Origin of the sequence: Aeromonas sp. 601039 (assembly GCF_049174415.1) — a bacterium.
GTDB lineage: Bacteria > Pseudomonadota > Gammaproteobacteria > Enterobacterales > Aeromonadaceae > Aeromonas > Aeromonas veronii_A.
Window position 1 is genome coordinate 43,352 of record NZ_JAAKTL010000021.1, and the last position, 24,389, is coordinate 67,740.

Below are 24,389 nucleotides of genomic sequence, written 5' to 3' on the forward strand. Positions count from 1 at the left end.
TGCGGGTGAAGTGTGACGGTCAGGTGATCGGGGGATGACAGCTTGATGACAGTCAAATGACATCGGGTCGCCAGCAAGTAGTTGGGCACTGTGCGAATGGACTAAGCATCGCTAATTGAAGGCAATACAAACTTGGGAAGTTAAAACCAAAAAGCGAAGGCCAACAGCTGTTGGCCTTCGACTGGCAGTTTATTGGCGGTGGTGTGTCTGGCGTGAACAAACCGCCGCCCTTCACGCTTACTGTTTGGCTTCGGTCTTGCCGTCGAAGCTGGCGCTCCACTGGGCCAGGATGGCGTTGCGCTCGCGGGCTGCCCAGCTAAAGTCGTTGTCGATCATCTGGCCTTTGATATCCGCCGGATAGCCCGCTCTCGGTTGGGCTACATCGGGAATGGCGACCACGGCGAACGACTTGTTGTAGAGGGCGTTGGCCTGTTCGGTGGCGGCAAAGTCGAGCAGCTGTTTGGCGGCTTCCAGCTTGGGAGTGCCCTTGATGATGGCGGCGGCTTCCATATCCCAGCCCGAACCCTCTTTCGGGAACACCACCTCGATGGGGGCACCCTTGGCCTTGAGGCTGGTAGCCGGGAAGTCGAAGGAGATACCGATCACCGTCTCGCCGCTGGCGGCCAGCTTGCAGGGGGCTGAGCCCGAGTGGGTGTAACGGTCGATATTCTGATGCAGGCCGTTCATGAATTGCCAGCCCTGCTGCTCGCCCATGGTCTGCAGCCAGCCCGCAACGCTCAGGTAACCGGTACCGGAGGAGCTGGGGTTGGGCATGATCACCTTGCCCTTGTAGATGGGCTTGGTGAGGTCGGCCCAGCTGGTGGGGGCCGGGATCCCCTGTTTTTCTGCCTCTACCTTGTTGAAGCAGATGGCGCTGAAGAAGGCGTCCAGACCGATCCAGTGCGGCTCGGCCTTGCTGTCGCGAAAGCGGCTGTCGAGCTTATCCAGTCCTTTCGGTGCATAGGCATTGAGCATCTGCTGCTGATCGAGCTGCATCAGGCTGGTGGCGGCCAGTCCCCATACCACATCCGCTTTGGGCTGGGCCTTTTCTGCCAGCAAGCGGGCGGTGACCACGCCGGTGGAGTCACGCACCCACTTGATGTTGATGTCCGGATGCTGGCGCTCGAACGCGGTTTTCAGCTCGTTGAGCTGCTCCGGTTCGAAGGCGGTGTAGACGGTGAGATCGGTCGCGGCCAGTGCCGGGGCGGTCATGGCAGCCAGCACGGCGGCAGCCAGCAGATGGGTTCCCTGTTTCATCCTCTTCTCCAGTTAAATTGGTTTGGTATAAACCAGATTGGTCGAGAGAGAGGCTAGGGGATCTTTATGACGTGACCGTGACAGCCCCGTGACGTTTTGCCGTTCCTGATTTATCCGTGACTAATCCTGGGTATCCACCTCGATCTCCAGACTGTCGTGACGCCAGTACTCCAGATCGAAGTCGAGTACCCGGCCGTGCTGATCGAAGTTGAGTCGCTCGAGGCGCAGGGCGGGTAGACCGGCGGTGGCCCCCAGCGCCTTGGCCACCTCGTCCGGCAGGGCGGTGGGGAAGAAACGTACCTGCATGCGGGCGTAGTGGAGATCGTAATGGGCCTGGTAGATCTCGGTCAGACTGCCGTTGAGATCCAGCTCCAGCAGGCCGGGTACCCGCTCAGGCAGGCAGTGGTTCTCGCAGTAGCAGATGGCGCGCCCGTTGGCGTAGCGCAGCCGTTTTAGCAGAAACAGGCTGTCGAACGGCTTGAGCTGCAGCTGCGCCATCAACGCGGGCGGTACTGCCTGGCGGCTTTTCTCCAGCAGCTCGGTGTGCGGTTCTCCCCCTTGCTCCCGCACTATCTGGTGAAAGTTGGAGGTGCGTCTGGGGTTCAAGCGAAAGCGCGGCGGGGTGACGAACCAGCCGCGGCGATCCTCCCGATAGATAAGGCCGTTCGCCTCCAGCTGCACCAGCGCCTCGCGGATGGTGACTCTTGTTGTGCCATAGAGTTCCCCCAGCAGCCGCTCGGAGGGGAGCTTGTCGTTGGGGGCCAGCCCTCCCGCCAAGATCTGGTTGGCGAGGGCATCCTTGATTTGCAGATATTGCGGTTTGCTCATGAAAATCCCTGGTTTTGCAATAAGTTGTGCAATGAGTTGGGCAATTGGCTGGGCACAGGACAGGTCATCTGCCCGGTCGTTTCACGGCAACATCAACATGCGTTGGTAGATACCAGAATCGCCCCTGTTGTTCAGGCTTCCTAGATTATCGCGATCCCTGCGCTGAAAATGAATTTTTTGTTGCACGTAGCGCCACCCCTTTGACCTTGGCGGGGGAGTTACCCACAATGCGCTCATTCTGGTATATACCAATAGGAGCGAAATCATGACCCATATTCCTGCGGCCCCCGCCGCCGTCGATTACCTGCTGCTGACCCCGGGCCCCCTCTCGACCACCGCCACGGTGCGCGCCGCCATGCTGCAAGACAGCTGCACCTGGGATGCGGACTACAACCTCGGTGTGGTGGAGCCCATCCGCCGCGAGCTGGTGCGCCTCGCCACCGGCCCTGAATATGAAAGTGACTACAGCGCCGTCTTGCTGCAGGGCAGTGGCAGCTATGTGGTGGAGAGCGTGCTGGGCTCGGCGATAGGCATCGATGAGTGTCTGCTGATCATCAACAACGGCGCCTACGGCGCCCGCATGGGGGAGATGGCCCGCTGCCTTGGCCTGCGTCACCATGAGCTGGACTGCGGCGAGACCACCCGCCCGGAGCCCGCCGCCATCGAGGCGATGCTGGCGCGCCACCCCGAGATCACCCATCTGGCCATGGTGCACTGCGAGACCACCACCGGCATGCTCAATCCGCTCGATGAGGTGGCTGAGCTCTGCCAGCGCCGCGGCATCCGCCTGATCGTCGATGCCATGAGCAGCTTTGGCGGTATCCCCATCGACATGGGACGCCTTAGCATCGAGTTTCTTATCAGCTCGGCCAACAAGTGCATTCAGGGGGTGCCGGGTTTTGGCTTTGTCATCGCTCGCCGCGCCGCGTTGGCGGCCTGTGCCGGGCGCGCCCGCTCAGTCTCCCTCGACCTGCATGCCCAGTGGCAGACCATGGAGCAGCAGGGGGGCAAGTGGCGCTTTACCTCGCCCACCCATACCGTGCTTGCCTTTGCCCAGGCCCTGCGCGAACTGGACGAAGAGGGGGGCATCGCCGCCCGTCATCAGCGTTACAGTGAAAATCAGCGCACGCTGGTGGCGGGGATGGCTGCCCTCGGCTTTGCGCCGCTGCTGCCAGAAAAATGGCAATCCCCCATCATCACCGCCTTCTACTCTCCGACCCACCCTGACTACCGCTTCGCCGACTTCTACCAGCGGCTCAAGGCGCAGGGCTTTGTCATCTATCCGGGCAAGGTCTCGCAAGCCGACTGCTTCCGTATCGGCAATATCGGTGATGTGACCCCAGAGCGGGTGCGCGATCTGCTCGCCGCCATGGCCAGCGCCTGCTACTGGCAGGGGGACGCGTGATGACCAGCATGGCGCCTCACGGTTGCGATCAGCACGACCATAAGCTGCACGGCAGCGGCCGCGCCGACAGCGAAGGGGATATCAACCTCGGCGAGGGGCGCTCACGCTGGTGGGCAGGTCAGAGCGAGGCGGTGCAGGCGGGATTGGCGGAGGATAGCCGCTACTTTCTCCATCAGGCCCTCTCCACCCCCTGTCTCGATCTGCTTGAGCGCACGCAGGGGAGCTGGCTGACCAGCGTATCGGGCAAGCGTTACCTCGATTTTCACGGCAACAGCGTCCATCAGCTGGGCCACGGTCACCCCAGGGTGGTGGCCGCGGTGCAGCAGCAACTCGCCGATCTGCCGTTCGCGCCCCGCCGCTACACCCATCAGGTTGCCATCGACTGCGCCCGCACCCTGGCTGAACTGGCCCCCGGCGATCTCAACCGGGTACTGTTCGCCCCCGGCGGCAGCGAGGTGGTGGGGATTGCCCTGAAGCTCGCCCGTTTCATCACCGGCAACAGCAAGGTGGTGTCCCTCTGGGATGCCTTTCACGGCGCCTCTCTCGATGCCATCTCGGTCGGCGGCGAGGCCTGTTTTCGCGCCGGTATGGGCCCATTGATGGCCGGAGTGGAGCGCATCCCGCCCCCCACCCGTTATCGCGGCGTCTGGTATCGCGGGGAGGGGGATGACCTGCACTACGCCGATTATCTGGAGTACGTCATCGAGAAGGAGGGAGGGATCGGCGCCTTTATCGCCGAACCTATCCGCAACACCGATGTGCAGGTGCCCTCGAAGGCCTACTGGCAGCGGGTGCGGGAGATCTGCGATCGCCACAAGGTGTTGCTGATCGTCGACGAGATCCCCAATGCCCTGGGCCGCACCGGCCACTGGTTCAGCTTTGAAGAGTTCGGCATCGAGCCTGACATCATTTGTCTGGGCAAGGGGCTGGGGGGCGGGGTGGTACCGTTTGCGGCGCTCATCACCCGCGACCGTTTCAATCAGGCCGCAGCTATTTCGCTCGGTCACTACACCCACGAGAAGAGCCCTATCGGCTGCGCGGCGGCCCTCGCGACCATCGCTACCATCCGCGAAGAGGGGTTGCTGGCAAAAGCGCAGGAGGATGGCCGTTTTATGGCGGCCGAGCTCGGCAAGTTGGCCGAACGTCACCCGCTGATCGGGCAGGTGCGCGGTATCGGCCTCCTGTGGGCGCTCGATCTGGTGGTCGATCACCAGAGTCGCACCCGCAATAGCCAGGCCGCCGAGCGGCTGCTCTACCGCTGTCTGGAGCTGGGGCTCAGCTTCAAGGTCTCCCAAGGGAACGTCATCCAGCTCTCGCCACCGCTCAATATCGCCCGCGCCGATCTGGTGCGCGCCATTTCCATTCTCGATCGCGCATTGGGCGAGATCGCACTTTCACCGAAACAGGAACACCACCATGACTGACTTGCAGACTGCCATCCACCCGACCACCGACGTGGAGGCGCTGATCCTCGACTGGGCCGGTACCGTCGTCGACTTCGGCTCCTTCGCCCCCACCTCCATCTTCGTCGAGGCCTTAGCCCGCGCCTATGACTTTCCCGTGACCCTGGACGAAGCACGCCAGCCCATGGGCCTTGGCAAGTGGGATCATATCGCCGCGCTGGGCCGTCTGCCCTCGGTGGATGCGCGTTGGCAGGCCCGCTTCGGCCATCCTATGAGCCACGCCGAGGTGGACCACATTTATCACACCTTTATGCCGCTGCAGATTGCCGCCGTGACCCGCTTTGCCGCCCCCATCCCCGGTGTGCTGCCGGTGCTGGACGCTCTGCGGGTGCAGGGGATGAAAATCGGCTCCTGCTCCGGTTATCCCCGTCCGGTGATGGAGGCGCTGGTGCCAGCGGCGGCCGATCACGGCTACCGCCCGGATCACTGGGTCGCCACCGACGATCTCAAGGCTGGTGGTCGCCCCGGCCCCTGGATGGCGCTGGCCAACGTAATTGAGCTGGGAATAAGCGCCGTGCATCGCTGCATCAAGGTGGATGACGCCGTGCCGGGTATCAGCGAAGGGCTTAACGCGGGCATGTGGACGGTGGGATTGTCGGTTTCCGGCAACGAATTTGGTGCCACCTGGGACGAGTTTGCCGCCATGAGCGATGCGGAGATCGCCGCCCGGCGCGCACCGGCCGAGGCCAAACTGCGGGCGGCGGGGGCGCACTATGTGATTGATACCCTGGCCGACATCGCCCCGGTTATCGCCGATATCAACCGCCGTCTGGCCGCTGGCGAGCGGCCGTAGGCCATCTGCTTGGTCTAACAAAAGCGTTTGGCTGGCTTTAGATGCAACACGCCCCCATCCGGGGGCGTGTTGCATTTACAGGGGGAAGCCGTGCGCGGTCAGCGGATATCGACCCGCATCAGGGGAGAGGGGGCGTTGTCGACAAAGTGGTGCCAGATATGGTCGTAGAGCGCCTTCTGGCCGGGGAAACTCACCAACGCCTTGGCCTCGGCCAGGGAACACCAGCGATAGTCTGTGTGCTCATCGTTGAGGGTCACCGCCTGATTAGCCGGGCAATAGACCACAAAGACCGGCACTACCTCTATCGTATTCAGGCTTGCCTCGTAAAACTGCTCCAGATACTGGCCGTTGTAGAGTTCGGTGACCCTGATCCCCGTCTCTTCGCCAAACTCCCGAATAATGGTCTGCCAGCCGGTTTCACCCGCCTCCACCGTGCCCGCCACATGGCACCAGAAGCCTCCCTTGACCCGCTTCATCACCAGCAATCTGGTTTCGCCATCGACAGTGGTAAGGGCAACGCCAGAGACGGCCTTGCAGCGAATGGGGATCATGATCTTCTCTCCGGATTTGGGCTCTGTGATAGCCACGAACAGTGTGAAGGCGTGTTAATTGAAATATGCCTCGGCGGGTAGGCCCATGACCTCTATTTCATTCAGGCCGCTTTTGGCCAGATAGTTGGCCACCAGATTGAACCCCACCCAGTAACCGGCATATTTGGGAAATGGCCGGTTATCACGGCAGTAGAAAAAGTCTAAAAAGTTGAACTGCTTGCTGGATAGATGGGGCGTCATCTCTGCCAGGAGCGATTTCCAGTCATGATGATGAGACTCCTTGAACAGCGAGGGGAGTGTGCCGCCATTGAACCTCTGCTCAAAGTAGCAGGCCAGCCCTTCAAAAATCAGGTTTTCGGCCAGTGTTTCTGCTTCCACCTTGTTCTTCTTTTGCACGATATGGTGGACTTCGTGGGCCAGCACGGCAGGCAATTCGGTGATGATCACCTCTTTGATATCAGGCCGTTCCAGATCAAGCTGGAGTTCTATCCGATACATGTTGATGGCCCAGCCACCGATACCAGAGTCGGGCGCATCCCCCTCGGCAAAAGGGCTGAAGGTGACATCCAGTTGGGAGAGATCGAACAAGGCAGTCAATTTGTGCGCCGTCTCGGCAAAGACATGCCTAATGGTGTCATCGAGCCCATCGAATTTGCCCGAGTCGTTTAACAGGGTGAGTTGCATCCAGACATCCTTGTCTATTGAAAGAGAGTGCTGAGCCACTTGCGTGGTCGCGGCGCCATATCACCACGATTACCCTCCTTCAATCAAGGGGTTACCCGCCCATTATGCTTGCCGTCTGGATCGCCTCGATCAGCGCGGCCCGGTTGATGCGGGGGCGCTCTTCATCGAGCAGTTGCTGCCACAGCGCAATGGCCTGGCTGTAGCGACCATGCAGGAAGTGATCGGAGGCGAGCAGCATCAGGGCGCTCACTTCCCCCGCGTCCTGCTTGAGGGCACTCTCCAGCAGGCGGGTTGCCTCGGGAGTCAGCAGCTGGCCCGCCTGATAGTAGAGCACGGTGGCTTGGGCGGCTTGAGTCGCCGCGCTGGCGCCCCCCTCCAGCAGAGCGAGACGTTGGTAGGCGAGCAGGGCGTTGTCATATTCACCCCGATAGAGATAGAGCTGGCCGAGCGCCGCCCAGCTGTCGAGATCGGCAGGATTGCGCTGAAGTTTCTGATGCAGACTCCCCAGCTCCTTGTCCTGCAGATCCCGCGGGCTCAACCCCGCCAGCGGATCGGGACGGGATGCATAATCCTGCCATGCCTGATAACGGCCGCTGCTGAGATAGACAGCGGCAACGGCTACGCATGCCATGATGCCAAGCAGCAACAAGGTCCGCCCGTGCCGGTTATTGCGGCTGCGATTGTCATGCTGGTTGGCCAGTTGCGCGCGCAGGGCCAGCTCAGCCGCCGGGATGGCGCTGGCCAGGCGGGCGGCGCTCAGCTCCATGTAGAGTGGCTGGTCTGGGGAGAGGCCCACTTGTTCTCCACGCATGATCAACAGATTCAATTCGCTGCGCGGATCGGCCGCGGGTTGATGGATTGACTCATCGATTGCCTTAACGACAGGGATGGGTTGCGCCTTTGTGCGTGTCAGGCGGCGAAACAGGATCAACAGCGCCAGCCCCAACAGCAGCAGGGGACCACCCCACAGCAGAGCCGTGCTGGCCTTGAAGGGGGGATCGTAGCGGACGAAATCACCGAAGCGCTCCGTCATGCGGGCGATAACCTGCTCATCAGATTGTCCCTCATCCACCCAGCGGTAGACCTCTAGCCGCAGATCCCGCGCGATGGGGGAGTTGGACTCCACCAGGTTCTGGTTCTGGCACTGGGGGCAGCGCAGGGCGCGGGCCACTTCCTGAGCGCGGGTCTGCAGCTCGGGGTGGCGAAACTGATAGGTATCGACCCCGCTGGAATATGCAGTTGCACTCAGCTGCATGCCGAGGGCCAGCAGGGCGCAAGCAAGAGAACGGCACATCATGGCTGTGTCTCCCGAGCTGATATTGCAATAGCTGGTGCAGTAGTGGCGGCCTTTATCTGTGCGTCCGTTCGCGCCTGGTCGAGCAGGGGGGCAAACTGACGTTGCCAGATCCCTTTGGTAAGCTCGCCGGTATGGCGGGCGAGCAGGGCACCATCGGTATCAAACAGATAGGTTTCCGGCGTGCCGTAGACGCCGAGCTCAAGGGCCAGTTTGCCGTCAGGGTCGGCCAGCACAGCGCGATAGGGGTTGCCCGCCTGGATAAGCCAGGCGCGGGCCGCATCCCCTTTGTCCCGGTAGTTGAGACCATAGAGGGGCACTGTGCCCGCGAGCTCGCTGAGCAACGGATGCTCGGCGCGGCAGTTGACGCACCAGCTGGCCCAGACGTTAAGCACAAAGGGCTCACCTTTGAGGCTGGCGGTCTGGATCCGACTCCCATCCAGCAGATTGTCGCTCTGCCACGCAGGCAGGGTACGTCCGAGCGTTGCCTCATCCTGGCTATAGGGATTGTTGCCAAGGCCGAGCCAGAGCAGGATGCCGAGGCTCAGGGTCAGCAGCAGTGGAAGAAAGAGGCGCAGGCGGGATCTCATAACGCCTCCTGTTCGAGCCGGGGATGGGAGGCGCTAACCGCAACGGGGCGACGGGCGAGCAGACGCAGGGTGCCGCCTGTCATCATCAACAGGCCACCGAACCAGATCCAGCGTACCAGCGGCTTGTAGTGCAGCCGCATGGCATAGGCATCTGGCCCCATCTTCTCACCCAGCACCACGTAGAGATCGCCGAGCATTCCCCACGCGATGCCCGGCTCGTTCATGTTCATGGTGCGAACGCTGTAGTGGCGCCGCTCCGGCGTCAGCCGCGCCACATCTTTACCATTCTTGTGCACGCTAAGCGTGATCCGCTCAGCGGTATAGTTGGGGCCGATCACCGGCTCGCGCCCCTCATAGCGAAACTCGAAGGCACCGAGCTGGTAGGGCTGGTTGGCACTTAGCACAGTGCCCCCCTCCTGACTGTGGTGGCTCACTTGCGCGATGCCAAGGGCGCACACCGCCACCCCGAGGTGGGTGAGCAAGCTGCCGAGCCGATTGAGGGTGAGCTCGCGCAGCGACGTCGGTTGCAAGAGCGGGAGCAGCAGGCTGGCCATCAGCCAGAGGCTCACCATATTGGCGAGGATGCCAATCCAGCTACCGGAAAACGATCCCTGTTCCAAATAGGCAAGGCTAAGCAGCCCGCCGCCAAGCAGGCCAAACAGCGGCGGCAACAGGGAGTTGAGCCGGGAAACTGCCGCAAGCTCCCGCCAGCGCAGGCGCGGCAGCTGGGTCATCAGCGCCATCAGGCAGAGGGCCAGCGGCACGAAGATGGAATTGAAATAGGGGGCGCCCACCGAGAGCGAGCCCAGATGGAGCGACTGGAACACCATGGGATAGAAGGTGCCGAGCAGCACGCTGGCGCAGGCCACGCAGAGCAGCAGGATGACGGTGCCGAGCAGCCCCTCTTTTGACAGCAAGCCAAAGCGGGCATAGGGGGCGCGAATGTCTGCGCGCAGGGCAAACAGGGTGAGGGCGCAGGTCAATAGCAAACCGAGCAGCAACAAGAGGGTGAGGCCGCGGCTGGGGTCCACCGCAAAGGCGTGCACCGAGGTGAGTACCCCGGAGCGCACCACGAAGGTGCCGAGCAGGCTCAAGGCGAAGGTGAAGATGGAGAGCAACAGCACGGCGTGACTATAGGTGCCGCGCTTCTCGCAGACAATCAGGGCGTGCAGCAGGGCAGTGCCCAGCAGCCAGGGCAAGAGGGAGGCGTTTTCTACCGGATCCCAGAACCACCAGCCGCCCCAGCCGAGCTCGTAGTAGGCCCACCAGGAGCCCAGCACGATGCCGGCGGTGAGAAACACCCAGGAGCCGAGCGCCCAGGGGCGGCTCCAGTGGGCCACGGCGCCATCCAGTCTGCCCGAATGGAGCGCCGCCATGGCGAAGGCGAAGTTGACCGCAAAGCCGACGTAACCGAGATAGAGCAGGGGCGGGTGGATGATAAGGCCGATATCCTGCAGCATGGGGTTGAGGTCGCGCCCCTCCAGCGGTCCCGGGAACTGGCGGTCAAACGGGCTGGAGAAGATCAGGGTATAGAGACCGAACAGCCCGACGATCAGCCCCATGATGGCCAGTACTCGAGCTGTGATCAGCGGATCGACCCGCTTGGAGCAAAGGGCCACCAGGGCGCCCCACAGCCCCAACGCAAAGACGAAAAAGAGCATGGAGCCTTCATGGCCCCCCCATACCGCCGCCAGCTTGAAGCCCAGCGGCAGGGCGCTGTTGGCGTGCTGGGCCACATAGCTGACGGTGAAATCATCCTGGGCAAAGCAGCTGGCGAGCAGCAGCAGGGCGGCCAACAGCAGGAGCGCGACCAAGAGGGCCAGCGGTTTTGCGCAGCCGAGCTGCGGGCGTGAGGCGAGCCGCAATCCCAGCCAGGGCAGCAGCCCTTGCAGCAGGGCGAGCCCGGTCGCCAGCAACAGTGAGAGATAGCCGAGCTCCGCCAGCACATAACCTCCAGTCAATCATTCGTCTATGTTATGCCGCAGCGTCTGTGCTGTACCGGCGCTGGGGGATAACATCCACATTCTTGGCAACAACCAATCGCAACAAATAAGCGCCAGTCACCCGAGGGCGGCTGGCGCTAGTGATCATACCGTTATACGACCGTCATCTGGCCGGCATAGAGCACGAAGTAGCGCAGCAGCAGGATCCCCACCAAGGTCAAGCTGCAGACCAGCACCAGATGGCCGTTTCGCTCCCGCAGGGGCGCCGGGGTCAGCAGGGCCAGCAGCTGGGGCAGTAGCATGCCGATCCCCACCACCCCGAGCCAGAACACCTGAGCCCAGAAGCCGCTGCCGATGGCGGCCCACATGGCCACCTCTTTCTGACCGCCACCGAAGTAGAGGCCGGTAAAGAAGCAGACCAGCAGCAACACCTCCATCACCAGCACCGGCCGCTCGAAGCGGTGAACAAAGCTCACCCCCTGGCTGTGATGGTTCTCCTTGAAGAGCGTCACCGCCAGCAAGATGGTGGAGGCGATACCTGAGCTGATGCCCGAGACCAGAAACAGCACCGGCAGTACCGGGTTGTTCAACAGCGGATAGGTCTTGAGGGCTGACAGCAGAAAGCCGGTGTAGGCCCCCAGCAGCACAGCGAGCAGCAGCAACAGCGGGGCCAGCAGCCGCTCGATGCGGGCAAGCCAGCCAATCAGCCCATCCACAAAAGCGAACTTCTCTTTCAGCAACCGGTGGCGCAGGGTTTCGATCTCGGCGCGAAACACCACCGCCAGCCAGGCGAACAGCACCGCCATATAGAGCTGAAACAGCATGACCCCCATCGACATCACTGAGTCGAACTGGTAGTGGAACATCAGCTTCCAGAAGGTCCAGGGGCGGGCCAGATGGAAGATAAGGATCAGCAGCCCCAATATCACGCTCGCTGGCGCCAGAATGGCGGTCGCCTTGATGATGCCGCTCTCGCTGCCTGCCCCCTTGCGGCGCAGCAGCACCGAGAGGGTGGTGGCTCCGGCGGAGATGCCGAGCAGGAACAGGTAGATGGCGATGGGCCAGTCCCAGACAAGTGAAGGGAAGTGAAATGCGTCATGCAACATGATCCATTCCTCCTTCTGTTGCTTCGGTAGATGGCGATCGGACAAATCCCCACACGAGGGAAGGTAAGTGAAATGCCGCTTGCATCGTCATGACGTTATCTCCCCTTTGGGCACGCGGTACATCTTGGGCGAGGTGCCGAGTGCCTGCTTGTAGCGATAGGTGGTTTCCTTCACCAGCCGTTTGGCGATGGGGCTGTCCGGGTCATCCAGATTGCCGAACACCAGCGCCTTGGTGGGGCAGGATTCCACGCACGCCGGCTCCTTGCCCGCCGCCAGGTTGGTCTTGCGGCAAAAGTCGCACTTGTCTGCCACTCGGGTGACCGGGTTGATAAAGCGCACCTGATAGGGGCAGGCAGCGAGGCAATACATGCAGCCGACGCAGAGATCCGCGTCGACATCGACGATGCCATCCTCCTTGCGGATATGGGAGGCGCCGGTGGGGCAGACATGCACGCAGGGGGCGTTGTCGCAGTGCTGGCACGATTTGCGAAAGAAGCGGTACTCGGCGTCGGGAAATTCACCGATGGGGCCTGAACGGATGATCTCGAGGCGCGAGACCCCTTTCGGCACTTTGTTGACCTCCCGGCAGGCGTCCATGCAGGCGGTGCAGCCGATGCAGGCCGTCTCATCGTAGATCATGCCATAGCGGATCCCGTCGATGGTCTGGCTGTGGGCGAGGGGGGTGGCAAGGGAGCGGGTGTTGGCACGAGCAGTCCCCGTCATCATGATAAGGGCCCCCGCGCCCATGCCCGCCATAAAGTCACGGCGAGAGCAGCTCATGATGCCTCCTTGCCGGTAGCCGGTTTGGACTGCTCCTGCCGGGCCTTGCTGGCCTCATGCTGCTTGCTGTGGCAGTCGACGCAGAGCTTGATGCGGGATTTTTCCGGGATCCCCACCATGGGCTCCTTGGCCGGATGCAACTGGTGGCAGCTGGTGCAGGTGAGCTTGGTGGCGTGCACGTCGTGGGCCCAGAGCGCCTCGCGAAGCACTTTGGGCTCGTGGCAACTCATGCAGACTCCATTCTGCTCGCTGATGGGATAAAGCTTGATGCTCTCTTTATCCTTAAGGCTGTGGCTAAAGCGCATAACATCTTTGACCCCTTCCCTGTGCTGAGGGGAGGGCTGGCCGTGGCAGTTGGTGCAGGTGACAGGTGCCAGGTTGTTGGGATTGGTCGCCTGACCATGCTTGCCGTGCATTCCCTCGCTCTGCTCCTTGTGACAGTCGGTGCAGGCCTTGTCGGGATTGCGTAAAAATTCCACCTCATGTGTAGCTGGAACAGGGGCTGCTGCCGGCTCGGCCGCCTGACCCTGCAGGCTGGTGAGCAGCATGGCTGCCATCAGCATCAGTCGTAAAAAATCCATCGTTAAATCACCCATAGGAAGCCTCCATCCGCTGCGGGCCCGACTTGGCGCCGGGCCTGCAGGCGCCGTTACTGTGCCAGCCGTCCGGCCGCTTTGGCCTCGGCATCCCAGGCGGGGACCGTGGTCTTGAGAAACTGGGCCTTGTCGCTGTTGAACTGCTTCATATCCATGCCAAGGGCCGCTTGCGCTTTCTCCTTGGTGGAGATGTCGGGGATGGCGATTTCGTGGCTGATCCCCTTGCTGGCCAACAGGCGTGCCAGCTTGGTGCGGGCGTCAGCGGCTTTATCCAGCGCGCTGCCAAGTACCTTGAGGGCCACTTCGGGGGCGTGCATCTGCACCCCGTGGGAGGCGATGGCGTAGTCCCAGCGCCACTGGGCGTGACGGATGTCCTGCAGAATATCCTTCATCTCTGCCTCGGTGGCGCCGGCATCCCAGGCCGCCTTGGCTTCAAAGTGGGCGTGTACCAGCTGCTTCTCGACCTTCAGCTTGGTTTCGATCACCGCCTCTTTGCGCTGCTTGACAATCCCCTGCAGCATCTCCTTGCTCTGGGTGTGGCAGTTGCGGCAGGTCTGCTCGAAGCGATCAAAGGGGTTCCCCACTTTGTGATCCGTGTAGACCTTGCCCTGCTCGTTCTGCACCTTGGGCATGTGGCAGTCGACACAGGCGACGTTGTTCTGGCCGTGAATGCCGGCGCGCCAGGTTTCGTACTCGGGATGCTGGGCTTTCAGCATGGGGGTTTTGGAGAGGGCATGAGTCCAGTCGGCAAAGCCGATATCATCGTAATAGGCCTCCATCTGCTCAACCGTGGTGCCCTTGTCCCAGGGGAATTTGACCGCCTTGGTGGGGCCGCTGAAGTAGTATTCCACGTGGCACTGGCCGCACACCTGGGACTGCTGATCAAAGCGCCCCTGCTCCTTGAACGGCTTGCCGATGGCGGTCATGGCCCGCTCGGCATAGGGACGGGAGAGGTGCAGGGCAGGTTTGCCCTCCTTGAACTCCTTCGAGGCAGTGTCGTGGCAGTCGGCGCAGCCGATGGTGTTGACTACTTCCGGCCCGCCCTTGGCCCACATCCCCTTGAAGTAGCCATCCTCACCCTGCTCGTCGATGACGCGGGCCACATCCGGGCCTTTGCAGCTCCAGCAGGCCATGGGCAGGGGGCCATCTTCGGCTGTTTTCGGGGCGCCGGTGCGCAGGGTTTCGCGCACATCGGTCAGGGCATAGAAGTGACCGCGCGGCTTGTTGTAATCCTTGGAAAAGGGGTAACCGCCCCACAGCACCACCATGTTGGGATCTTCCGCCAGCGCATCGGTGCGTTCCTTGCTTTCGCTGGTGGCTTGCCAGCTGGTGAACTGATCGGCGTGATCCTTGGCGAACAGCTCGCTGCGCGCCTCGATCTTGCCTTTGGGTTGCGTGTCATCGGCTGCCTGTGCCCAGCCGCTGGTGCCAAGGCTGGTAGTCAGCAGCAGGGCGGCGAGGCCCAGCTTGATCTGTCTGTTGCGTGAACTCACGATCATCACTCCCTAATCGATCTCATTGCCAGACCTGACAGTTCCATCCTGGATGTGGGCATTGGTTCGCCCCCGCCAAGCAGGAGCAGGCAGGCCGCTTCATTGTTATTAGTGAATAAAACCCATGTTTTTATGCGATTGCTCGAGTTGGATATTACCAAATGGGTAAAAAGAATGATGATTTATCAGAGGGGGGCTTGCGCTAGATCAATTACCGAGAGCACCAACAGACAGAAATGAGATCCCGGTTAAATTATTAAGAAAGTCAGAATATTGGAATTGTAATGAGTCTCTGTGGCGGGACGGAGCGACACCTGAGGTATGCCTGTGTTATTTGGCAAGGCATGCAGGGTTATCTGTCATATCAATTATCTATTTATGGGTATAAAAATAATAAATGAATAAATATTCTTTTTTTTGAGAGGGCTGTCGGTTACAGTCTGTACGGGCCGGGCGTTCCGCCGATGGGCGAGATGGTCGGCAACATCAATGAGAGAAGCCGGCAATGCCGGCTCCTCTCAGGTCTTATCGTGATCAGATACTGTTTGGGTTGCAGCCCCAAAGGCATGGTGGTGAACCAACGAATACCCCGGCTTCGGGGTTTACACCAGCGGATATGGTCACGCTCATCTTATGCCAGAGCCTGGGCCAGCAGATGAATGGGATGCTCGCAGCGGAAGCTGGTGCTCATCTCGATCTGCCATTTGCAGGTCTCGCAATCGGTGATCACCAGATCGGGGGAGAGGCGGTTGATTTGATCAAACAGCCCCTCGCCAATGGTCTGGCTGGTCTGGTAGTTTTCGGATTTGAAGCCGTAGGTGCCGGCGATGCCGCAGCACTGGGACTCCAGTACAGTCACCTTGACCCCGGGAATGGCGCGCAGCAATTCGAGGGTGTAGATGACGCCCCCCATTTTTTCCATGTGGCAGGGGGTGTGGTAGGCGATGTGCAGATTGAGCGGCTTCATCGCCGGTTTGTTGCCCTTGTAGAACTCGTTCCACAGGAAGCGGGTCACCAGTGAGATGCGATCCCTCACCTTGTGGTTGTCCTGCTCCAGCAGGTGGGGATATTCATCGCGCAGGGTAAAGCCACAGGTGGAGGAGGTGGCCAGCAGCGGCATCTCGTTGCCCAGCAGGGAGTTCTCCATCTGCTTGATGTTGAAGGCCGCCTGCTGCTTGGCCTTGTCCATGAAGCCGTTGGCAATGAGCGGCACGCCACAGCACTTCTCCCGCTCCAGCAACTGCACGCCGATGTTCATGGCGTTGAGCACCTGCACCAGCTCCTTGCCAAGCTGAGGATGGTTGTAGTTGACATAGCAGCCGTGGAAATAGGCTATTTGGCGCTCATAACGGGCCTGCGCTTCTTTTTGCTTCTTGTACCAGCCGCGGAAGGTGCCCTGGGAGTATTTGGGCAGATCGCGGTGGGATGAGACCCCCAGCGCCTTGTCCAGCACCAGCTTCATCGGCTTGAGGCCGGTGGTGAAGTTGACCACCGGGGCCATCAGGGTAGACATGCTGCCCATCAGATCGGTGTGAGAGAGCACGAACTCGCGGATCCCCGGTTTGAAACCGCTGTACTGATGCTTGGCCTTGGCGATGATGTCGCCGATGCGCACTCCGCTCGGGCAGGCTACTTCGCAGCGTTTGCAGTTGGTGCAGTGCTTGAGGGCGCTATCGAACAGCTCGGGGCTCTTGATGCGCAGCCGCTCGCCATCCGGGCCCGCCTGTTTCGGGCCGGGGTAGGCGGGGTTGGCCTTGGCCACCGGGCAGTAGGCGGTACAGACGGTGCATTTGATGCACTGATCGAAAGTTTGGTTGGCGTGATCCAGTAGCATGTCAGTTCTCCTCCCGTAGGGTGTGAAGGCACGGGATATGGGACAAATAAATCATTGGGCGGCGCCCAGAATATGGCCGGCGGCCTGCCAGCCGGTGGCAACGGCGACACCTGAACCTGACCCCTCCTTGATGGGGTCATAGTGAGCCAGCACGCTGCCGGCGCCGTAGAGGTTGGCGAGCGGCTTGCCGCCACGCAGCACACGCAGCTTGTCGTCGGTCTTGACTCCGAAACCCATAAAGGGGTGGTGGTCGAACAGGCGACGACCGGCCCAGGCGTCGCGCTCCTCCAGACTCAGCACATCGGCATCGAAGATGGGTTCGCGAATGCCGCGCAGACGGGACTCCAGACCGCGGCTAAAGAAGCTGCCGGAGGCGAGCACGAAGTTGTCCGCTTCAAACAGCTGATCATCGCCATTCTGGGTGTGTACGCCGACCACCCGATCCCCCTCGTAACGGGCGCCCAGCACCCGCTCGCTGGTGAGGAAAGTGCCGCCAAGGGCCATGAAGCGGCGCTTGAGCGCCTCCTGCATCCGCATCCCGATCAGCGACGGCGGCATGGTCGCCACCTCCTTGATGGTGCAGCCGGTACGTTGCTCCAGCTCCGCCAGACGCGGGCCAACCAGCCCCAGCGACAGGCAGGCTGGTAGCACGATATGGCGGCAGTCGGGCACGCCGCTCTCCTGCACCATTCGACTGATCTCGCTGGCCAAATCGGCCACCAGATGGTGCTTGTCACACAGGCGCGCGATGTCGGCAGAGCGAAACTCATGGGGATTGCGGCTGAATTCGGCCAGCTGGGGCAGGCGGATCTCGCCAGTCAGAATGCGGCAGTGGGCGAAGCGCGGATGGGTCGCCAGATTGGCCGCCGCCAGTGCCGGATGAAAGTCGCGAAAGCCTTCGAGAGTGGCCAGCAGCAGTACATCCGGGATCGGCGCATCGGTGACGCAGGCACAGGTATCGGGGGAGAGCCAGGTGCGCTTGAGGGTACCGATGGGAGTCAGGCGCTGGTGATTGGTGTCGTGGCGAACCAGCGGCAATCCCTGCTCGGCGCAGTGGCGCTGCAGATCGGCCAGACTCGCTTCGATATTTTGCATCCCCACCTTGCTGTAGGGGTGATCCGGATGGGCTGCCATAAAGGCAGGCAGCGCAGCGCGGGGATCCCCCTCGCTTTCGAGCAGATCTACCGAGCCGGAGGAGAAGTGCAGGGCACTCTGGCCGGAGGCCATCAGCAGGGTCTTCTGGCCCGCCTCCACCAGCCGCAGGGCAGCCGAGAGTCCCGCCATGCCACCGCCGATAACGATATTGTCAAACTTCATGACGGCTCTCCTTGTGAGTGGTCTCGCTGGTTGGGTCGCGTGGGGTATCGGCGACCAGCTGTGGCGCCGTCCATTCCCCCAGGCCAAACAGCCCTTCGTAGATCCAGTAGGTGAATTCGGCCTCGCGCAAGGCATCGCCCCACAGGACGGGGCGGGTTCCCTTGTAACGCTCCTCGAGGAACTGGCGCAGCATGACGCAGGCCTGGCGACCGTCGGCCTTGCCGTACTCCTGCATCAGTCCGGCGGCGCGGTAGGCGCAGAGCTCCCCCTGACAGGGGCCCATGCCCAGACGGGTGCGGCGGCGCAGATCGATGAGGTTGTCCACATCGAGCTCGCGCAGGGCGTATTCGATTTCGCCCGCGGTGACCATTTCGCACTCGCAGATAAGGGCGTTGGCCTTGGGATTGTCACGGAAGAAGGCGATGACCCGCTCGCCGTGGCGGTATTGGGCGGAGCCTTCGACCGGCACCGAGAGACCGGGGGCGGAGACCTTCTCCGGATCCCGCGAGCCGGGCAGGCTCAGTTCGGCGGTCTGGCAGGGTTTGCTGTTACCGAGTTTCTTGGCCAGCAGATCGGTGGCCCACTCCGCCATCAGGCGGTAGGTCATCAGCTTGCCGCCGGTGATGGTGTTGAACCCCTTGAGACCATCGCGCTCGGCGTGATCCAGCAGCACGATACCGCGACTGATGTTGCGGCCGGTGTCGTCACCGTCCACCGCTACCAGCGGGCGCACCCCGGCGTAGGCGCGCAGCAGGCGGGTGCGGGCCATGATGGGAGCAAGCTTGATACCTTCGCGCAGCAACACTTCGACCTCTTCGGGTTCGACGGTGAGCTGGTCAATCTTGTTGTAATCGATGCGACTGGAGGTGGTGCCGATGAGGGAGATGGTGTCGCCCGGCACCAGAATGTCCGCATCCGCCGGTTTGCGGGCGCGGTTGAGCACCAACTGGTTGATGCGGTAATCCATGATGAGCAGGGAGCCCTTGGCCGGGAACATGCGGATGCCGAGATCGGCATATTCGCAAATTTGCTGGCCCCAGATGCCAGCGGCGTTGATCACCTCCTGACACTCCACCTCGAACGCTTCGCCGGTGCGGGTGTTGATCGCCTTGACCCCGTGTACCCGATCCTGAGTGCGCAAGAGCCCCAGCACCTTGCTGTGGGTGAAGATGCGGGCGCCGTGCTCTTTAGCGTCCAACACGTTGGCAGCGGCGAGGCGGAACGGGTCGACCGTGCCGTCCGGCACATGGATGGCGCCGATCATCGCCGGGTTGGCGTTGGGCTCCATGCGCAGGGCTTCACCGGGATCGAGCTGGCGGGTTTCGATACCGGCCAGGGCGCAGGCATCCATAAAGGTGGTTTGGAAATTGATGTCATCTTCCGGCAGGGTGAGGAAGAGGCCGCCCGTGTCTTCGACACAGTGGCTGGCAATCCGCTTGAGGATGCGGTTTTCCTGGATGCATTCGCGGGCGGACTCCTGATCCGTCACCGCGTAGCGGGCACCGGAATGGAGCAGGCCGTGGTTGCGGCCGGTGGTGCCGGCGGCGATATCATCGCGCTCGAGCAGGATGCAGTCGATGCCGCGCAGTGCGCAATCGCGCATGATGCCGGCCCCTGTGGCACCGCCGCCTATGATGACGACTTGTGTAGTTATTCTTTTCATTGTTGCCCGTCTCATCTCTTCCAGATGAGGCCAGTGTGGCCTACTTCTGAGTGGAAATGTTTGATATGGGCCAAATTTGCGCTCGCAAACGCTCATTTGCTCGCGCGTTAATGAGCATTGTGTGACATTTGTCACGCTTGTTAACGCATCGGTTTGTGGGCTGGTGGCGAATAACAGGCACAAAAAAGGGGCATCGGATGCCCCTTGTCACTGTTTGACGAGTCTGGTGGGTGTGTTAGGGGTCAGCCGCAGCACTTCTTGTGCTTTTTGCCGCTGCCACAGGGGCAGGGATCGTTGCGCCCCGCCTTGAGGGGCGCCGGATCCTGCTCTCCCTCGGTGTAGACCCAGCGGCCCTGATAACGCACGAAGCGGGAGCGCTCATGGAGGCAGTGGCGCTCATCCCCCTCCAGAAACCAGGCTTTGAACTCCACCATCCCGGTTTCCTCCTCCGAGCCGCCCTGGCTGGCGATGATCTCTAGACCATCCCAGCGGGTGTCGATGCGTGAAAGCTCTTCGGCGGTGAGGCTGCCAAGGTGGGCCGGGTGCCAGCTATAGACCAGATACTCCCCCAGACCAAGCACAAAAGCACTGTAGCGCGAGCGCATCAGCTGCTCCGGGGTGTCAGCCACCGCGCCACTGTGACGTAAGCCACAGCACAATTCGAGAGAAAGGGTTGAGCCGCAAGGACAAAGATTCATGATTTTCACGTTCTGGCCGATTTGTTTAAGGGAATTGTAACGAAAGCTGGGCTCGCCCTGCCAGCACCTATACTGATGGGTAAGCAAGGAATTCCAATAAAAACAGCTGCAAGGATGTGAAAGATGACGCTAAAACAGAAAATCCTGTTATTGGGTGCAGTACCCGTGCTGCTGATGGCCCTGGTGGTCAATCTCAGTAACTACATGGTCTCCAAGAGCGACCTGGAGTCTGAGCTGGTGGTGGCGAGGGAGAATGCCATCAAGGAGCGTAAAGCGCTGCTCAGCAGTTACATCATGATGGCCAAAACCGCCGTCGATGCCGTTTATGCACAGCCGGATTCTCCGGAAAATCGTCAGAAGGTCAAAGAGCTGCTCAGGCCGTTGCGTTACGGCAGCGATGGCTATTTCTTTGTCTATGACTTTGAGGGCAACACTATATTGCTGCCTACCCGTGCCGAGCTGGAGGGAAAAAATCGCTGGAACGACAAGGATGCCAAGGGCAAGTTGCTGATCCAGGACATTATCAAGGTGGCCCGTCAGGGGGATGGCTTTGCCGAGTACTGGACGGCCAAACCTTCCATTGGTCGTGATGCTCCCAAGCTCGCCTACAACATTGCGCTCGACAAATACCAGTGGGTTATCGGTACCGGTTTCTATATCGATGACATCGACAACGAGCTGGCGGCCCTGCGCGCCGAGCGCGAAAGCAATATGCACGAGTCGCTGCAGAGCAGTGTGCTGGTGATCTTGCTGATCCTGGGTGTCACCCTGGCGGCGACCGTGATCGTGGGGAATCGGGTTACCAAGCCGCTGGCTGATGCCGTGCTGGCATTGAACGATATTGCCAATGGTGACGGGGATCTCACCCAGCGCCTCAAGGTGCAGAGCGACGATGAAATTGGCCAGCTGGCCAGCGCCTTCAACCGCTTTGTCGAGCGGATCCAGTCGGTGGTGAGTCAGGTTGGCGAGACCAGTAACCATCTCTTCACCGCTGTTGACAAGCTGCACCATCTGAGCGAGCACTATGACCAGCAGATGCATGGCCATAGCCGGGAAACCGATCAGGTGGTGACTGCGGTGACCGAGATGAGCTCCACTGCCCAGGAGGTGGCGGCCAGTGCCTCCAACGCGGCGACGGCAACCAGTGATGCAGCCCGTGAATCGGACGCCGCTCGTGGTGTGGTCAGCACGGCTATCAACAGCATCAACCGACTGGTGGGGGAGGTGCATACCGCGGCTGGCGTCATCGCACAGTTGGCCCAAGAGACCGCCAAGATTGGTTCTGTGGTCGAGGTTATTCGCGGCATTGCCGAACAGACCAACCTGTTGGCGCTGAATGCGGCGATCGAGGCTGCTCGGGCGGGCGAGCAGGGCCGCGGTTTTGCGGTGGTGGCGGACGAGGTGCGTTCGCTGGCCGGTCGTACCCAGCAGAGCACCAAGGAGATCAATGAGATGCTCCAGCGCTTGCAAGGGGGGGTGAAGCAGGCGGTGGATGTGATGCAGGCGAGCGAGGATCGCAGTCAGGAGACAGTGCAGGAGGCGAGCCATATTGCCAGCTCCCTCGACAGCATGGTGATGGCGGTCAGTACCATCAACGACATGAATATTCAGATCGCTACCGCTGCCGAAGAGCAGCACGCGGTCTCCGAGGAGATCAACAAGAACCTGGTAGCCATTCAGCAGATAGTCAGCGAGCTGACCGACGCAGCCATGGAGTCCAATAGCACCACCCGCGATCTGGCCAATACCGGTGACAAATTGCGCAAACTGGTCTCCCAGTTCCGTTATTGAGCCCGACCATCTCGGTGATATTCACTCAACAATGCGGTCTGAACCCCGGTTCAGACCGCGCTTTATTTGGGGATCGAGCAATAATGTGTGAAAATCGGTGGCCCCAGTTTCAGCCCTTAATCCATACCCTATGAATGAGATCGTGAAAGGCAGTATCGATTTGATCCGTCAGCTCAACTATGGCCTGGTCTATGCCAGTCTGGAGGAGCACAAGGAGCTGTCGCGCACCGATCTCTCCCGCCTGACCGGCCTCTCGCCAGCCAGTATCACCAAGATCACCAGGGAACTGCTCGATGGGGGTCTGGTGGTCACCTGTGGTGAAAGTTCGGTGGGGCGCGGCCGTCGTCAGACCCTGCTGCGTATTAACGAGCGCCGCTTCCAGTTTCTCTCCATGCGTCTTGGTCGTGGTTACGTGGATATGGCGCTGTTCGACTTTTCAGGCCGCTCCCTGGCCCGCCATCGCCATCTCTTTACCGAGCTTGAGCGTAACGACCTGCTGGGCAGCTTAGTACATGCGATCCAGGGGTTCTTGCCGAGAAAGTCCCTCAGTCTGGCCTGCATCGCCCTCTGCCTGCCGGGTCAGGTGGAGCGCCACTCCGGCATGGTCAAACACTTCCCCTTCTACGATCTACGCAACTGGCCGTTGGGGCCGACCTTGCAGGAGGTGTTCTCGGTACCTGTGTTGGTGAGTGGTGATGTGCGCACCTGGATCCAGGCAGAGCGGGAGTGGGGGGCCGCCAAAAATTGCGCCGATGCGGTGCTGGTGTTTGTCCACAACGACATCGGGGTTGGCATGGTGGTCAATGGCCAGCTTATCGAGAGCGAGAATGCGCTGCTCGGTGATCTCAGCCACCTGCAGCTCGAGCCCTATGGCCAGCGCTGCTACTGCGGCGGCTTTGGCTGCGCCTGTACCCTGGTGACCAATCAGGCGCTGGAGGCGCAATACCGGGATCTGCGCGAGCGGATGCAGGAGCACGACTTGCCCGAGAGCGTTACCATCCGCGAGCTGTGCGAGCTGGCGCTGGCGGGCAACAGCCTCTGTCAGGATATTCTCCATCAGGCGGCGGGCCGCCTCTCCAAGGTGCTATCCAACCTCATCTGCCTGCTCAATCCGGGCAAGCTGCTGCTGGGGGGCGAGATCACCCGTGCCGATCGGCTGCTGTTCCCCATGCTGCACCAGTCGCTGGCCAGCCAGTTGCCCGCCGAATATCTGGTTCGGCTGCAGATCGAATCCACCCACTTCTACGAAGATCCTACCAAGCCCACCTCGGTGCAGGTGCACAAGGCACTGCGCGATGGCAGCCTGTTGCTGGAGCTGCTGCGCAGCTGTCAGGAGTCGTAAGACAAGAGGAGTTGGCACTGCGTCTGGCGAAAGGGGCAGGGATTGCTGTTCCGCCAGCGCGTAACTCGGTACAATCTTGCGCTTTTCCGGCAGCCCCCTGTTATCGCGCCCTGTGGCGCCATGACATGTTGGCACCGCTGCCGTTCCTGTTTTGACTCCAGTTGTGAACCTAGATGAAGCCTGTTCCTGATCACGCCGTCAACCGCCTGCGGGCCTGGCGCAAGAGTATCTCTACCCGACCGTTTCTTGCCCGTGGCGGCACCTTGGCCCGCTGTCCGGCCTGTCAGCTGCGCGAGGATTGGTGTGCCTGCGAGTGGCGCCCCGAGCTCAAAGCGGAGGCGGGCTTTTGCCTGCTGATGTATGACAGCGAGCCGATGAAGCCCTCCAACACCGGTCGCCTCATCGCCGATGTGTTACCGGATACCACCTGGGCGTTTCTCTGGTCACGCACCCAACCCCATCCCGAGCTGCTGGCCCTGCTGGCCGATCCCACCTGGCAGCCCTATGTGGTCTTTCCCGCTTGCGAGAAGGAGCCTGCCCGCCTGACCGGCGAGGTGACGCTGACACCGGGTAAAAAACCGCTCTTTATCCTGCTCGATGGCACCTGGCCGGAGGCGCGCAAGATGTTCAACAAGAGCCCCTACCTGGACGGTTTTCCGGTGCTTGCCATCAAACCCGATGCGCTCTCCACCTACGGCATGCGGGTGGCCAACAGCGAGGAGCACCTCTGCACCGCCGAAGTGGCGGCCTGCGTGCTGGAAGTGGCGGGAGAGCTCAAGGCGGGGCAGGCACTGCAGCACTGGTTCAATCTGTTCAGCAGCCGCTACATGGCCGGTCGGGTCAGCCGTTTCCCCGGTGCCGATGAGGATCATCTATGTGAGGCGCTGGCGGCCATCAAGGAAGCGGAAGTCCCGTCACCCGCGCTGTAACGGGCCCTCTGAGGGTTGGGGCAGGGGCGTGG

Annotated in this window: 21 protein-coding genes; 6 read left to right on the forward strand and 15 right to left on the reverse strand. The window is 61.3% G+C overall.

All coding sequences use genetic code 11. The features are described 5' to 3' along the window. Window positions 1-237: 237 nt before the first annotated feature. Entirely contained in the window at window positions 238-1,257 is a 1,020-nt protein-coding gene (locus tag G5195_RS16135; RefSeq protein ID WP_005352506.1) for a putative 2-aminoethylphosphonate ABC transporter substrate-binding protein, read from the reverse strand. A gap of 120 nt (window positions 1,258-1,377) precedes the next feature. Further along, window positions 1,378-2,085, reverse strand: coding sequence for a phosphonate utilization transcriptional regulator PhnR (phnR, locus tag G5195_RS16140; RefSeq protein ID WP_047438836.1), 708 nt, complete (start codon window positions 2,083-2,085; stop codon window positions 1,378-1,380). A gap of 265 nt (window positions 2,086-2,350) precedes the next feature. Here phnR and phnW point away from each other — a divergent pair, with 265 nt between their 5' ends. From phnW to phnX, 3 genes are read left to right on the forward strand one after another with little or no spacing between them, the layout of a single operon-like run. Next, complete coding sequence (gene phnW / locus G5195_RS16145) at window positions 2,351-3,490, forward strand: 2-aminoethylphosphonate--pyruvate transaminase (protein ID WP_421236308.1); 1,140 nt, start codon at window positions 2,351-2,353, stop codon at window positions 3,488-3,490. Then, complete coding sequence (locus G5195_RS16150) at window positions 3,490-4,914, forward strand: aspartate aminotransferase family protein (protein WP_421209291.1); 1,425 nt, start codon at window positions 3,490-3,492, stop codon at window positions 4,912-4,914. The genes phnW and G5195_RS16150 overlap by 1 nt, the downstream gene beginning before the upstream one ends. After that, window positions 4,907-5,746 carry a phosphonoacetaldehyde hydrolase gene (gene phnX / locus G5195_RS16155; protein WP_421223215.1) on the forward strand — a complete coding sequence of 280 codons (840 nt, stop codon included), beginning with the start codon at window positions 4,907-4,909 and terminating at the stop codon, window positions 5,744-5,746. The genes G5195_RS16150 and phnX overlap by 8 nt, the downstream gene beginning before the upstream one ends. Before the next feature lie 98 nt (window positions 5,747-5,844). On the opposite strand, the gene G5195_RS16160 is transcribed toward phnX, so the two are convergent. From G5195_RS16160 to G5195_RS16220, 13 genes are all read right to left on the reverse strand, one after another. Continuing rightward, window positions 5,845-6,297, reverse strand: coding sequence for an NUDIX pyrophosphatase (locus G5195_RS16160; RefSeq protein ID WP_368171360.1), 453 nt, complete (start codon window positions 6,295-6,297; stop codon window positions 5,845-5,847). Between the two features lie 54 nt (window positions 6,298-6,351). Further along, window positions 6,352-6,981 carry a DUF2268 domain-containing putative Zn-dependent protease gene (locus G5195_RS16165; protein WP_139493857.1) on the reverse strand — a complete coding sequence of 210 codons (630 nt, stop codon included), beginning with the start codon at window positions 6,979-6,981 and terminating at the stop codon, window positions 6,352-6,354. A 91-nt stretch (window positions 6,982-7,072) separates the two neighbouring features. Next, window positions 7,073-8,278 carry a heme lyase NrfEFG subunit NrfF gene (gene nrfF, locus G5195_RS16170; RefSeq protein WP_421223217.1) on the reverse strand — a complete coding sequence of 402 codons (1,206 nt, stop codon included), beginning with the start codon at window positions 8,276-8,278 and terminating at the stop codon, window positions 7,073-7,075. Beyond that, window positions 8,275-8,865, reverse strand: a complete 591-nt coding sequence (locus tag G5195_RS16175; RefSeq protein WP_236322411.1) for a DsbE family thiol:disulfide interchange protein — start codon at window positions 8,863-8,865, stop codon at window positions 8,275-8,277. The genes nrfF and G5195_RS16175 overlap by 4 nt, the downstream gene beginning before the upstream one ends. Continuing rightward, on the reverse strand, window positions 8,862-10,811 hold the full coding sequence (nrfE, locus tag G5195_RS16180; protein ID WP_421236313.1) for a heme lyase NrfEFG subunit NrfE: 1,950 nt from the start codon (window positions 10,809-10,811) through the stop codon (window positions 8,862-8,864). The genes G5195_RS16175 and nrfE overlap by 4 nt, the downstream gene beginning before the upstream one ends. A gap of 149 nt (window positions 10,812-10,960) precedes the next feature. Then, window positions 10,961-11,914: a cytochrome c nitrite reductase subunit NrfD gene (nrfD, locus tag G5195_RS16185; protein ID WP_421236309.1), complete on the reverse strand. Its 954-nt coding sequence runs from the start codon at window positions 11,912-11,914 to the stop codon at window positions 10,961-10,963. 87 nt (window positions 11,915-12,001) lie between these two features. Then, window positions 12,002-12,694, reverse strand: coding sequence for a cytochrome c nitrite reductase Fe-S protein (nrfC, locus tag G5195_RS16190; protein WP_421236310.1), 693 nt, complete (start codon window positions 12,692-12,694; stop codon window positions 12,002-12,004). Further along, window positions 12,691-13,290 carry a cytochrome c nitrite reductase pentaheme subunit gene (gene nrfB, locus G5195_RS16195; RefSeq protein ID WP_236767988.1) on the reverse strand — a complete coding sequence of 200 codons (600 nt, stop codon included), beginning with the start codon at window positions 13,288-13,290 and terminating at the stop codon, window positions 12,691-12,693. Before nrfB ends, nrfC begins: the two co-directional genes overlap by 4 nt. 53 nt (window positions 13,291-13,343) lie before the next feature. Further along, entirely contained in the window at window positions 13,344-14,789 is a 1,446-nt protein-coding gene (nrfA, locus tag G5195_RS16200) for an ammonia-forming nitrite reductase cytochrome c552 subunit (protein WP_421236311.1), read from the reverse strand. 625 nt (window positions 14,790-15,414) lie between these two features. After that, window positions 15,415-16,617: an anaerobic glycerol-3-phosphate dehydrogenase subunit GlpC gene (glpC, locus tag G5195_RS16205; protein WP_040069181.1), complete on the reverse strand. Its 1,203-nt coding sequence runs from the start codon at window positions 16,615-16,617 to the stop codon at window positions 15,415-15,417. Window positions 16,618-16,668: 51 nt separating this feature from the next. After that, on the reverse strand, window positions 16,669-17,934 hold the full coding sequence (glpB, locus tag G5195_RS16210) for a glycerol-3-phosphate dehydrogenase subunit GlpB (RefSeq protein ID WP_159143803.1): 1,266 nt from the start codon (window positions 17,932-17,934) through the stop codon (window positions 16,669-16,671). Continuing rightward, complete coding sequence (glpA, locus tag G5195_RS16215) at window positions 17,924-19,597, reverse strand: anaerobic glycerol-3-phosphate dehydrogenase subunit A (protein ID WP_150389008.1); 1,674 nt, start codon at window positions 19,595-19,597, stop codon at window positions 17,924-17,926. Before glpA ends, glpB begins: the two co-directional genes overlap by 11 nt. Window positions 19,598-19,839: 242 nt before the next feature. Continuing rightward, window positions 19,840-20,295: a YchJ family protein gene (locus tag G5195_RS16220; protein ID WP_159143802.1), complete on the reverse strand. Its 456-nt coding sequence runs from the start codon at window positions 20,293-20,295 to the stop codon at window positions 19,840-19,842. Window positions 20,296-20,418: 123 nt separating this feature from the next. Between G5195_RS16220 and G5195_RS16225 the strand changes: the two genes are divergently transcribed. The 3 genes from G5195_RS16225 to G5195_RS16235 all read left to right on the forward strand — a co-directional run bounded on the left by G5195_RS16225 (window position 20,419) and on the right by G5195_RS16235 (window position 24,357). Next, window positions 20,419-22,086 (forward strand): methyl-accepting chemotaxis protein, encoded by a 1,668-nt coding sequence (locus tag G5195_RS16225; protein ID WP_103251177.1) that lies wholly within the window; start codon window positions 20,419-20,421, stop codon window positions 22,084-22,086. A gap of 130 nt (window positions 22,087-22,216) precedes the next feature. After that, window positions 22,217-23,428 carry an ROK family transcriptional regulator gene (locus tag G5195_RS16230; protein ID WP_159143801.1) on the forward strand — a complete coding sequence of 404 codons (1,212 nt, stop codon included), beginning with the start codon at window positions 22,217-22,219 and terminating at the stop codon, window positions 23,426-23,428. A 173-nt stretch (window positions 23,429-23,601) separates the two neighbouring features. After that, a complete protein-coding gene (locus G5195_RS16235) occupies window positions 23,602-24,357 on the forward strand; it encodes a tRNA-uridine aminocarboxypropyltransferase (protein WP_227342729.1) in 756 nt (251 codons plus the stop codon). The last annotated feature ends 32 nt before the right edge of the window (window positions 24,358-24,389 follow it).